The sequence below is a fragment of the Citrobacter braakii genome (genome assembly GCF_002075345.1).
GTDB classification, from domain to species: domain Bacteria; phylum Pseudomonadota; class Gammaproteobacteria; order Enterobacterales; family Enterobacteriaceae; genus Citrobacter; species Citrobacter braakii.
Genome location: NZ_NAEW01000023.1, coordinates 1 through 12057, shown reverse-complemented (window position 1 = coordinate 12057; position 12057 = coordinate 1). Strand labels below are relative to the sequence as shown.

The 12057-nt window shown below is 53.8% G+C and carries 9 protein-coding genes and 2 pseudogenes; 4 read left to right on the top strand and 7 right to left on the bottom strand.

Annotated elements, in window-relative coordinates; genetic code table 11:
- The first annotated feature begins 1 nt into the window (after window position 1).
- The 3 genes from BZK42_RS24715 (at window position 2) to satP (ending at window position 3342) form a co-directional block, all read left to right on the top strand.
- Entirely contained in the window at window positions 2-1450 is a 1449-nt protein-coding gene (locus tag BZK42_RS24715; protein WP_080860714.1) for an NAD-dependent succinate-semialdehyde dehydrogenase, read from the top strand.
- A gap of 52 nt (window positions 1451-1502) precedes the next feature.
- Entirely contained in the window at window positions 1503-2468 is a 966-nt protein-coding gene (locus BZK42_RS24710; RefSeq protein WP_080860713.1) for a PDR/VanB family oxidoreductase, read from the top strand.
- A 301-nt stretch (window positions 2469-2769) separates the two neighbouring features.
- Window positions 2770-3342 carry an acetate uptake transporter gene (satP, locus tag BZK42_RS24705; protein WP_080860712.1) on the top strand — a complete coding sequence of 191 codons (573 nt, stop codon included), beginning with the start codon at window positions 2770-2772 and terminating at the stop codon, window positions 3340-3342.
- A 368-nt stretch (window positions 3343-3710) separates the two neighbouring features.
- Here satP and BZK42_RS28990 read toward each other — a convergent pair whose 3' ends face one another.
- The 7 genes and pseudogenes from BZK42_RS28990 to BZK42_RS24675 all read right to left on the bottom strand — a co-directional run bounded on the left by BZK42_RS28990 (window position 3711) and on the right by BZK42_RS24675 (window position 11020).
- On the bottom strand, window positions 3711-4109 hold the full coding sequence (locus BZK42_RS28990) for a hypothetical protein (RefSeq protein ID WP_169922391.1): 399 nt from the start codon (window positions 4107-4109) through the stop codon (window positions 3711-3713).
- 27 nt (window positions 4110-4136) lie between these two features.
- Window positions 4137-4244 (bottom strand): annotated as a pseudogene (locus tag BZK42_RS29780) (helix-turn-helix domain-containing protein); the annotation flags it as partial.
- A 186-nt stretch (window positions 4245-4430) separates the two neighbouring features.
- A pseudogene (locus BZK42_RS29395) lies at window positions 4431-4658 on the bottom strand (IS481 family transposase); the annotation flags it as partial.
- A 91-nt stretch (window positions 4659-4749) separates the two neighbouring features.
- Window positions 4750-6120, bottom strand: coding sequence for a macrolide efflux RND transporter outer membrane subunit EtsC (gene etsC, locus BZK42_RS24690; RefSeq protein ID WP_080860710.1), 1371 nt, complete (start codon window positions 6118-6120; stop codon window positions 4750-4752).
- A 3-nt stretch (window positions 6121-6123) separates the two neighbouring features.
- On the bottom strand, window positions 6124-8064 hold the full coding sequence (locus BZK42_RS24685) for a MacB family efflux pump subunit (RefSeq protein ID WP_080860709.1): 1941 nt from the start codon (window positions 8062-8064) through the stop codon (window positions 6124-6126).
- Window positions 8061-9248 carry a macrolide efflux RND transporter periplasmic adaptor subunit EtsA gene (gene etsA / locus BZK42_RS24680; RefSeq protein WP_080860708.1) on the bottom strand — a complete coding sequence of 396 codons (1188 nt, stop codon included), beginning with the start codon at window positions 9246-9248 and terminating at the stop codon, window positions 8061-8063. The genes BZK42_RS24685 and etsA overlap by 4 nt, the downstream gene beginning before the upstream one ends.
- Window positions 9249-9658: 410 nt before the next feature.
- A complete protein-coding gene (locus tag BZK42_RS24675; protein WP_080860707.1) occupies window positions 9659-11020 on the bottom strand; it encodes a YncE family protein in 1362 nt (453 codons plus the stop codon).
- 736 nt (window positions 11021-11756) lie between these two features.
- Between BZK42_RS24675 and BZK42_RS29070 the strand changes: the two genes are divergently transcribed.
- A partial coding sequence (locus BZK42_RS29070; protein ID WP_211280444.1) for a hypothetical protein occupies window positions 11757-12057 on the top strand: 301 nt, incomplete at its 3' end.

Below are 12057 nucleotides of genomic sequence, written 5' to 3'. Positions count from 1 at the left end.
TATGTCCGTGTTCCACACTACCCTTTTCCGCCAGCAGGCGCTGATTGCCGGAGTCTGGCGCGATGCCGCCGACGGTACCACGCTTGCCGTCAGCAATCCGTCAACCGGCATGACGGTAGGCCTGATCCCCAATATGGGCCGCACGGAAGCGCAACAGGCTGTGGATGCCGCCACCACGGCACTCCCGGCGTGGCGGGCACTCACCGCAGCACAACGTGCCGCATTACTGAAGAACTGGCACCGTTTAATCCTCGAAAATAAAACCGCTCTGGCGCAGATAATGACCGCCGAACAGGGGAAACCACTGGCAGAAGCAGAAGGTGAAATCGCCTATGCCGCCTCGTTTATCGAGTGGTTTGCCGAGCAGGGTAAACGCGTCAACGGCGAGATTATCCCCTCACCAGATGCCGACAGACGCCTGATGGTGATCCGCCAGGGCGTCGGCGTCTGCGCGGCAATCACCCCGTGGAACTTCCCGGCGGCGATGATCACCCGTAAAGCCGGGCCGGCGCTCGCCGCCGGCTGTACGATGGTTATCAAGCCGGCGAACGAAACGCCGTATACCGCGCTGGCGATGGCGGAGCTGGCGATTCAGGCCGGGTTCCCGCCGGGCGTCATTAACATCGTCACCGGCCAGTCGCACGAGATTGGCGCGGTATTCACCGGCGATGAACGGGTACGTAAGCTCTCCTTTACCGGGTCGACTGAGGTGGGCCGCGTGCTGATGCGCCAGTGCGCCGGGTCGGTTAAAAAAATCTCTCTGGAGCTCGGCGGTAACGCGCCGTTTATCGTCTTCGACGATGCCGATATCGATAAAGCCGTCGGGGGGGCGCTGGCAGCCAAGTTCCGCAACGCCGGGCAGACCTGCGTCTGCGTCAATCGCTTCTATATTCACCGCGCCGTCTACGACCAGTTCTGCGATAAATTCATCGCCCGCGTCGCCGCCCTGAAAGTCGGCGACGGCTGCGAAGAGGGAGTGCAGGTTGGCCCGCTGATTAACGCCGACGCCGGACACAAAGTGCAGTCCCTGCTTGACGATGCCCTGAACCGCGGCGCCACGCTGTTAACCGGAGGTACAGCGCATGCGCCGGGCGGGAATTTCTTCACGCCAACGGTTATCGGTGACGTACAGCCGGGGTCGCTGCTGCTGCAGGAAGAGATTTTCGGCCCTGTGGCCGCGCTGGTGAAATTTGAGGATGAGCAGCAGGTCATCAGACAGGCCAATGACACCCTCTACGGCCTTGCCGCCTATTTCTACAGCAACGATGCCGCCCGCATCTGGCGCGTGTCTGAGCAACTGGAGTACGGCATGGTTGGTATCAATACCGGGCTGATTTCCAGCGAAGTGGTGCCATTTGGCGGGGTGAAACAGTCCGGCCTAGGTCGCGAGGGCTCAGAACACGGAATCGAGGATTACCTGGAGATGAAGTATCTCTGCCAGGGATTGTAAATGCGCGCTCCCGGCGGTGCCTGCAGCGCCGGGATTTTTACGGAGTTCAGCGATGTCTGATTATCACATGTCTGAGGTTATCGTTCGCGATGTTGAACAGGTAACCCCCCGGGTTAAGCGTTTTACGCTGGTATCACCAGGCGGCGGGCCGCTGCCATCATTCAGCGGTGGCAGCCATATTATTGTCAGGATGCAGGACGGCGGTCAGTGCTACAGTAACGCCTACTCGCTGATGAGCTCGCCACTGGATACCACAAGCTGGCAGATTGCCGTCCGTCTCGAATCGCCGTCAAAAGGCGGCTCGCGCTTTATGCATCAGCAGGTGCGGCCGGGCGATACCCTGACGGTATCGACACCCAACAATCTGTTCGCCATCGACCCGCAGGCGCGTAAGCATCTGCTGATCGCCGGCGGCATCGGCATTACACCATTTCTCTCATATATTCCACAACTGGAACAGCGTCAGGCCGACTGGCAGCTGCACTACTGTTTCCACGATGCCGACAGTAACGCATTTGTCGACGAGCTCAGCGCCTCCCCGTGGCGCGAGCGGGTCACTATTCACGTATCCGCCCTCGGCAGCCGCCTCGACCTCCCGCGTCTGTTCGCCGACCTCGCCCCTGACACTCACGTTTATACCTGCGGCCCGGCCGCGCTTAGCGGCGCGGTGAAAACCGCTGCCGGACGGCATAAAGTGCCGGCCAGTCAGCTACACTTTGAACAATTTATTGTTGAGGATAAAGACGGCGATGAATTTACCCTAGTGCTGGCGCGTTCCGGACACGAGTTTATAGTGCCCCGGGACATGACCATTTTGCAGGTGATTGAGAATAACAACGCCACGAAGGTCGAATGTCTGTGCCGTGAAGGCGTATGCGGTACCTGCGAAACCATGATTCTGGAAGGGGAAGCCGACCACCGCGACCAGTATTTCAGTGATGAAGAAAAAGCCTGCCAGAAAAGCCTGCTGATTTGTTGCTCGCGTGCAAAGGGAAAACGTCTGGTTCTGGATCTGTAAACACATTTTCCGGATCGCTGCCGGGGAACATGAAAACCCCCGCAGTAATCCGTACAGACACGTTTATAAACAGAAACGTTTATATAAATAAACGGACCCGGGCAGTATGCAACCGACAGGGATAGTGGCTGATCTTCTAATTAAAAAAACTGCAGTCTCCCCCTACTGAGCTTTCCTTCAGTCATTAAGAATTAATTGTGATCAACCGCACCATCCTGAAAAATAAAAGGATATGGGAAAAACCATATAATTTTCCGGACTATTCTTATTAAGCCAATAATAAATTCATCTGCGAGGAACCATGAACAATACTGAGCTGGCTAACCCGGCCCCGCTGGGCCTGGCTGCATTCGGCATGACAACTATTCTGCTTAATCTGCATAACGCAGGTTTTTTCGCCATGGACGATATTATTCTGTCAATGGGTATCTTTTACGGTGGTATTGCCCAGATTCTTGCAGGAATTCTGGAATACAAAAAAGGAAACACTTTTGGTTTAACCGCATTTGCCTCTTATGGCTCTTTCTGGCTGACGCTGGTCGCTGTTTTGTTAATGCCAAAGATGGGGTTGGCAGATGCGCCAGATCCCGGATTCCTGGGTTTTTATCTGGGGCTGTGGGGAGTATTCACGCTGTTAATGTTTTTTGGCACACTGAAATCAGCCCGGATGCTGCAGTTTGTTTTCCTGAGTCTGGCTGTGCTGTTTATTCTGCTGTCTGTCGGGAACATTATTTCCAGCGTATTAGTGATCCACATCGCGGGGTGGACAGGATTAGTCTGCGGGGCCAGCGCTGTTTACCTGGCAATGGGGGAAGTGCTTAACGGCCAGTTCGGTCGTACTGTTTTGCCAGTTGGTGAACCCCGGACACCGTAGCTATTTTTACTACTGTCTCCGGTTCGGATATTAATCAGGGAAATGCCGGCGTCCGCAACGCATCCGGCGAACGTAATATCCGGCCCGGCAAAAACAGTCCCGGGCATTTCCCTCAACACGTGGCCCGGGCATAATGTTTTTCGGTATAGCGTTTGAGCCTGTAAAAGTTCTGTTCATCCCCGCCGATAAAAATCCCGTTATCCTTTCTGCCAACTGCTGTGTGGGGTTATATGCGAGCCCCGTTACCTTATTCGTACCCCTTATAATGGGGTGTTAGCCAGCCCCCCTTATAGCAAGAACGTCCATGGTGCTGTTCAGGAGGGTAGAGAGGTCCTCCTCCGCTGATATTCCTATGCCACAGTGTCTCATCAACGGTGGCTATCCCGGCTACGCAATACAACGCGGATCTGGAGTGCTCCGACATCGCAACAGGTACGTTTGGCGAGAAGAGCGGCGAACATATCCACATAACTCGTAGTCTGTTCGGCCACGCGATCACGGATTACCGAAACCTCACGAGTCAGGAGCATGCGCTGAACCAGTTCTGTACGATCCGAGCTTGCCTGATGGCAGAGAATGTCGATACAGACGAGACTCAACGATCCGTTCGCCAGCCGGGGGGGGCTATTAGCGGTTACCAGCGCCCCACCAGACCCGGTGACATCCCCCCGGATCATGGACGACTGGGGGCAGTAATCATGCCGGGTCTGGCTGGCTAACACCCCATTATAAGGGGTACGAATAAGGTAACGGGGCACGCAGACCATCTTCGGCTCGTCAGTAAGCACAATGTCTTCCTTTGTGATGAAGTAGCGAAAAACGGTACTAGATGAGACATTGGCGGCGGCAACGATGTCCTCAACGCTGGTAGCGTCGTAGCCTTGTTGTTCGAACAGTGCCATAACCGAACGAACTGGTGCTGAGCGACGCTGTTAACTACCATTAGTGACGGCATTATTCAGCAACCGTATTACTGATTTACGATGGTACCTGCTAATCAGTATGAACTCTTCGAGAGTCCGGGTTTTCTCTGCTTTACTGGCTACCTGATAGCGTGTTTTCAGCGCCCGTAATGTCCGAACACAGATCTTTAGTGAGTGCCTGTTTTTTGGTCTGTGATGACTGGTTGAGCGCTTTTTTACGAGCAGGGCTTTGCCCCGGGGCCCCGGGACGTACCGGTATCTGTCGCATTTTATTGTGCGCAACTGCGATCATCCTGCCGATGGTGGAAATACCCGGGCAGATCAGATAGCGCTGTTCACACCAGGGTTCAGTCGGACGTAAATTTGTTCTTTCCCGGGACTGGAAAGCCCAGTTGTGGCGTCCTGTTCACCATGATGCGTGAAGATACTTTTATACCCCTGCGACGCCATAAACATGCCTGACAACTTGACAGAACCTCCTGGTTCAGGGGAACGTCGCCGAACCACCAAATTCCAGATAGATTTTTGCCAGATTCCGGAACTGATTAAAGCGGTTTTCATCCAGTAATAACCCGGCCTGACGGCGTTTCTCCTGCGCATCAAGCCAGAACGATATACGCACAGCACCCTGCCGGTAGCGTATTTCATTCAGTCGTTCTGACCTCCTCGCCAGCTCAAGCCCCTCCCGGAGCCTTGTCTCCTGAATCAGCAGTTGATTACGCAGGGATAGTTCATCTTCGATACTGCTCATTACTTTATAAAGCGACTGTTTAAACTCCAGCAATCGCTGCTCGTATTCATTGCGGGCTATCTTTACTTCCACGCCCCGTTGCCGCCACTCAAGGAATGGCAGCGTCAGGCTGGCACCTAAGGAACCTGCAGGATTTTGCAGGAACGTGAGCAACGAATTGCTGCTGGTACCCAGGGAGCCAGTCAGGCTGAATGCGGGATAGTATTCGGTACGTCTGATATCAACGCTGGCCAGAGCTTCACGTACCCGCCACTCTTTAGCGCTGATATCGGGCCGGTGTCTCAACACGCTGACCGGTATGTTGGCATTCACCTGCGGCATGGTCCCTTCTGGCAACGCCATCGGTTCAACCACCGGGCTGCCCGGAGCAGTACCCAGCAATACCGCCTGCTGATTAAGTACCTGCAGACGCTCATGCTGCAACCCTGTCAGTCGGTTCTCCTGACTCAACAGGCTTTGTTGAGCGTCCACCACATCCAGCGATGAAGCACCGCCCGCGCGGTAGCGGACGTCAGCCAGGCGTAACGTCTCTTTTGCGTAGTCAATGCCCTGCTGCAGCACGGCTATCTGTTGGTTAACAAAACCGATACGCCAGTAGTTATTACTGGCCTCTGAGAGCAGGGTAAGTCGGGCAGCGCGCAAATCATCTTCCGTAGCCTGACGAGCCCACAAAGCGACATCCTGCTGACGGGCTATTTTGCCCCAGAGATCCAGTTCATAGCTGGTGCTTATGCTGGCAGAACTGCTTTTTGCCCAGTCGGATGAGCTGCCAGGCTGTTTTCTGCCGTCCACGCCCAGCGTACCTGTCAGCCCGGGAGCGCTGGTTATGCCAGCCCTCTCCTCGTCAAGCCTTGCCCGGTATACCCGTAGTATGGCTATAGCCACATCACTATTGTTTGCTGTAACCTGGCGTAGCCAGCTATCCAGCCGGGGATCGTTAAACGCTTTCCAGTCAAACGGTGCCAGGTCTCCGGCAACATCGTCCTGATACCAGTTCGCGGGATAAACCACCGCAGGAGCGTGATACTCGCTTTTCAGCGTATTTGCGCAGCCTGTGCTGAATGCAACGGTAAGACATAAAGTCAGGGATGATAAAATTTTCACAGGTTACTCGCTGGCCAGAGAAACAACCGGATCCATCCTTGCCGCCTTGCGGGCGGGGAGATAACCGAAGATCATGCCGATTAATGTTGAACAGAAAAATGCGGCGGTCGCGGCCTGCCATGAATAGATAGCGGTAAAAATTCCGCCTGCCAGCGCGGTAAACAGCGAGCCTGCGGCATACGACAGCGCGATACCTGACGCACCACCAGTCAGACACACCAGGACGGCTTCAGTCATAAACTGCTGCATGATATCGCTACGCCGCGCTCCTACCGCCATGCGCACGCCGATTTCATGGGTACGTTCGGTAACAGAGACCAGCATAATGTTCATCACGCCAATACTTCCGATCATCAGCGAAATACAGGCAACCATCAGAATCAGAATACTGAAGGTCATTGAGGTACGTTCGACAGATTTTCTGATCTGTTCGAAATTATAGAGCCTGAAGTCTTTTACGCCGTGGCGCCGGGTCAACAGTTCGGAGATAGCGCTTAGCGCCGCCTCATTAGACACATTATCCTTCAGCCGGACGCTGATGCTGCTCAGAACGGGTTTGCCTGTCATGCGATACATCACTGTGCTGTAGGGCATCCATACGGTAATGCGGTCTGGCGCATAGCTACGATGGTTACTTCTGGCTATACCCACGACCCGCGCAGGTATGGAGCCGAGGAATACAATTTGTCCGAGCGCCTGTAGTCCCTCCTCATCAAATAACGCCCTTCGGGCGTTTTCATCAACGATGACTTCCTGAAGAGCATTGCGATCGTCTCTGAAGGTGGCTCCCTGCAAAATCTCAATGCCGTTAACGCGGAAATGATCGCGCCCGACACCATTGACAGAAGCGGTTGCGGATTTACCGGGAAAACGAATGTTGTCTGACGCGGTAACTTCCGGACTCACACTGTCAATAAACCCCTGCTTTGCCAGCGCTTCAGCATCTGCCGGAACCAGCGTACGAATACTTTCAGCGCTGTCGTCGAAGAAATCTCTCCCGGGATAAATACTCACCACGTTGGTGCCCAGATCTTTAATACTATCCAGAGTCCGCTGCTTCGCGCCCTCACCGAGCGCCACTACCGTCACCACGGCCGCGATGCCAAAAATAATTCCGCTCATGGTTAACGTGGTACGTAAACGGTGTGTGTTCATCGCTTTCAGCGCCATTTTCAGGGATTCGCGCGTACGGTCAAACAAAATCTGCCAGCGGTTTTGTTGGTTTCGACCGGGCGGCGGCAGTGTTTCCCCGGTGGTTACACGGCTGCCAGTGTCGGAGATAATTTCTCCGTCGCGCAGTTCGATAATTCGATGAGCATGCTGCGCCACTGCCATATCGTGGGTCACTATCACCACCGTATGACCGCGCTGGTTAAGTTCGCTGAGAATGGTCAGTACTTCCTGCCCGGACCGTGAGTCCAGCGCCCCGGTCGGCTCGTCTGCAAGAATGATCTCCCCACCGTTAATCAGCGCGCGGGCAATACTGACTCGCTGCTGCTGACCGCCGGAAAGCTCGCCGGGTTTATGGTGCTCACGCCCTTCCAGCCCCAGCCTTCCCAGCAGCGCAGACGCCCGTAGCTGACGCTGGCCACGCCCGATGTTGGCGTAAATGGCGGGGATCTCAACATTGCCCAGTGCGCTGAGATCCGGCATCAGATGATAACGCTGGAAGATGAAACCAATGTGTTCCCGCCGGACTGTTGCAAGCTCATCCGGTGACAGCCGGGCGGCATTTTTCCCGTCGATGTAATACTCTCCGCTGTCGGGGACGTCAAGACAACCCATGATGTTCATCAGGGTCGATTTACCCGAACCTGAAGCGCCAGTAATCGCCACCAGTTCACCTGCCGCGATAGTCAGGTTCACCTCTCTCAGGACAGTAAGATTCTGACCGCAGCTGCGGTAAGTTCGGGTAATGTTCTTCAGCTCAATGATATTTCTCACAACACAGCCCCTTCTCCGGGTACTTTTTCACCCGGCTGCGACAGCACCACCATTTCCCCGACTTTTAAGCCCCCAAGGATCTGAATATCCACGCTGTTGGTTATTCCGGTTTTTACCTCGCGGGTTTCCAGCATGCCGTTACCTGTCAGAACCCGCACCAGTTGTTTATTTCCGTCAGCGTTATACACTGCCTGAATCGGTACCAGCAGCGTATTTTTAGCTTCGCCTATAATAAGTGTAACCTGTGCGGTCATGGCAATACGCAGCCGGTTTTCCGGGTTGGGTACGTCCAGCAGTGCGTTGTAATAAACGGAAGCATTCGGGGTGCCGGAGCCTGAAGCAGAACTGCTGCCGGCAAGAGAGTCGTCTTTCATCACCGACTCAGGTGCCATCTCAACTGCCCGAAGCGTCGCGTCATAGTGTCTGTCCGGCTCCGGGAAAATAGTGAAGCGCGCTTTTTGCCCCGGAGCAATACGGGTAATATCGGCCTCAGAAATCTGCGCTTTGATGGTCATGACATCCAGCCGGGCCAGCTTGATAATGGTCGGCGCGCTCTGGCTGGAGTTAACCGTTTGCCCCTGCTGTGTGACAACCGCAATAACAATACCATCCATCGGCGCGATAACCCTGGTATAGCCCAGTTCGACCTTTTTTTTGTCCATTTCAATCTGCGCTTTAACGAGACGCGCGTTCAGTGACAGCAACTCCGCGCGGGTCGTGGCAAGCGTCGCCTCTGCTGCCTCAAAATCTTCACGCGAGCTGGCATCTTCTCTCAGCATCTGCCGCTGCCGTTTAAATCGCAGTTCAGCCTGTTTTAATAGTGCCTGCTTAGCCTGTAGCTCGGCTTTAACCTCATTAAGTGCGGCTTCGGCATTACGCAAATCATTACGCTGCGGCACATCGTCAATACAGGCAATCAGTTGCCCTTTCGTGACACGCTCACCCACCTTCACGTTCAGCGACTTAACCTGACCCGAAACCTGCGCCCCTACGTTAACGCGCTCAATCGCGTCGATTCGGCCGGTAGCCAGTACCGAATTTTCAATATCACCCTTACGTGCAGGGGCTGTGACATACTCCGGAATCTGTGGACTGCGCAGGAAGAACAGCAACGCGATGATAAGGACAATAAGCAACACTGCAGAAAGGGCAACGACATGACGTGAAGGGGATTTCGTTAACATTGTACTGGTTTTCCATAACGATAAAAGGCAGTGATTTCAGGTAGTCATAGTGGGGTGGTTTTAATATGGGAAAATTGTAAGCCTGTTTTTTAAACAGGCTATATTATAGCAACAGAGAACTCCGGGGCTACAGGGCATTTGACGGTGATTTTAATTAACGCCATAACCTGCATGCGACAAGCCAGATGCAATAACTTAAAAGTGATAGTCACTGGCAATAAATCAACCCGATTGGTTAAATAATGCTCCCACTTGTCCCTTTATATATCAAACTCAACCAACCGGAGACATTACCCGATAAACAGTGCACTGACAGGTGGACTAATCCCCGAACCATGGACGGCCAGGGTGAGATAATGGTGCCAGACCCGGCCTGACTGATCCACGAATAATATAGCGGATTAATGCCATCATTTTCCGGGCGTGATCTTCGTCACCGAGCCTGTTTGTGCTTTATCCCCGGCGGTGCCATACATAGACACCAGATAAACGGCACCATCAGGCGCGACGGTCAGGTGGTTTGGCGTAGCATCCATCGGGATATTGGCAACGAGCTTGCCGTCCCGATCCAGAACAGCAACGGTTCCACCCGCGCGAGTCGCGGCGAAAACCTGCGACGTCACCGCATCCCAGACGACAGATACGCCCCCGGCACCAATATAAGTATCAGCGAGAACCTTACCGTTCACATCAAGAACCACAACATTGTTCGTCTCCTGGGAAGCAACATAGAGACGGCCGGTCGCCGGATCGCGGGCGATGTCGGTTGCGCCCTGCGCCTGAGGTATTTTCACCGTCGTGCTCTTGCCCGTTTTAAGGTCAATCCAGCCCACCCATGGCGTATCACGGCTGACTCCATAGAGTTTCCCGCCGGCGCTGTCAAGGGCAAGATCTGTACTGTAAAACTGGTCGCGGCCACGGTCCGCCACGAACTCCATCTGACCAATATGTTCAAGCGTTCTGGTATCATACATTTCGATAAAACCGGTCAACGCAGCGCTGACATAGGCCCGATTGTGGGCTTCATCAATAATTACATCGCGCGGATGCACAACCGAACCCTCCGGAAAAACTTTCACGACAGAAAGGGTTTTCGCGTCATACACTGTCACCGTCCCGGCAAGGGTGTTCGTAGTCCAGACGTGCTCATGGGAATTGTCAACACCGATGCCGAACACGCCAATTTGCTCACCCTTTTCATCTTTGGGCAGAACGGCCTCTGCTTCGACAGCCAGCGTTCCGGCGTTCAGACGCAGCAGACGGCTACCATCCTTCGGTCCGCGTGCAGAGGTAACGAACAGCTTCCCGTCAGCCGAAACAGCCGACTGGTACGCCCGCTCGCCGACCGGAACCGTCAGCAGCCTGAAAGCATCGGTGTTTTTCGGGGGAACAATTCTGGACAGTTTCAACATGACCTGCGAAACACTCGCGGGATTTTGCGTGATAACCGTGAGTGGATGAAGACCTGTCGCGGCTTCGGCGGGAACCGTCAGCGGAATCGTGAGGTTTCCCTTTCCGTCGGCAGTCAGTGGTTGAGGAGTCAGGGTTTCGGCACCATTCAGCATGGTGACGGTCGCGCCCGCTGGAAGATTCTTAATCGTTATAGCGGTTTTATCTCCGGGCTTAACAGGAATTTCCCGTGACCCGGCCCGGATATTGCCAGGAAAGGTCGTGGCGGCGGTTTCCCACTGGCTATCGGCGAATGCGGTTGTGGCGGTTGATATTACAATAGCTGAGGCCAGCAGTACTGAACGGACTGAAATTCTTCTCATCTTATCCCCATAAATTATATTGATAAAGAAGCTCAACGCAGACAACGTCTTTATCTCCGGCAACGACCTGTTATCGCCCACGCGCAGGGGCTTACTTCCCACCATGAAAGATATTTCTCCATATGGGCGAGTTCAATATACCATATTTAATGTAAATAATTATTATTACTGTTTTCGTTAATATCTCCGGTTGGTTGAGTCAGATGTATAAAAGGGTGAGCCAGCGCCACCGGATACGAGCCTTGCGCCGTCCCGGGCAACCTGGAGGGTGAAACGCAGACAACGAAGTATCCGGGACGAAACCGAATGGTGAACGTGATACTTCCGAAATGGAACTGAATATGGGAACCGACAGGTTGCTCAACAGGCAGGCAACAGATTTCCGGAAGCCACACTGGTGAAATGCCAAAGGAAACCAAACCATCAGGGGCACAGGCGTCAGCAAGTTTACTGAGATAAGTGACGGAACACAGGAGATCCGTAAATTTTCCACAGGAACAGGATATTTGCTCGTGTGACAAAAGCCATCTGGGGTGAGCAACTGGACGAGAACACAGATGGCGTACAAAAATGGAGGAAGTGTGACGCCCGGTACCACAACATGGAGAATTGCCGGGACAGCCTGATACAATCAACAAAATAAAGAGAGCATTTTTTATTCCCTGAGATGCCCGGCGACATCAACGGGAAACCGCAACGGGTAAAAACAAACAACCACCGGATGCCACGATGACGTATGCTGATTCAAAGAGTCAATAAATTGCTGCGCCAGACCGTATGCAGGAGCCGGGCGCAGTTGGCTGACAGTTGTTCATGCCTGAATCAGCCAGTGGCGCATTCTACCTTTGCCTTGTGGCAACTCAACACTTTTCGTCAGCTACCGGATTCTTCCGATACCTGTGCAACATCGCGGGGCTTGATTATTTACCGCAGCAGGACATACGCTGATTCATCTTTCACCAACAACCCGTTACAGCTTATGACATCAATGAAACCACAATTTCTCAGGGTCACCGTTCTGGCAGGACTGCTGTATT

What these genes read in the sequence shown, in the direction of transcription:
- BZK42_RS24715 (WP_080860714.1), top strand. Translation starts at nt 2, where the DNA reads ATGTCCGTGTTCCACACTACCCTTTTCCGCCAGCAGGCGCTGATTGCC.
- BZK42_RS24710 (WP_080860713.1), top strand. Translation starts at nt 1,503, where the DNA reads ATGTCTGATTATCACATGTCTGAGGTTATCGTTCGCGATGTTGAACAG.
- satP (WP_080860712.1), top strand. Translation starts at nt 2,770, where the DNA reads ATGAACAATACTGAGCTGGCTAACCCGGCCCCGCTGGGCCTGGCTGCA.
- BZK42_RS28990 (WP_169922391.1), bottom strand. Translation starts at nt 4,109, where the DNA reads ATGGTCTGCGTGCCCCGTTACCTTATTCGTACCCCTTATAATGGGGTG.
- etsA (WP_080860708.1), bottom strand. Translation starts at nt 9,248, where the DNA reads ATGTTAACGAAATCCCCTTCACGTCATGTCGTTGCCCTTTCTGCAGTG.
- BZK42_RS24675 (WP_080860707.1), bottom strand. Translation starts at nt 11,020, where the DNA reads ATGAGAAGAATTTCAGTCCGTTCAGTACTGCTGGCCTCAGCTATTGTA.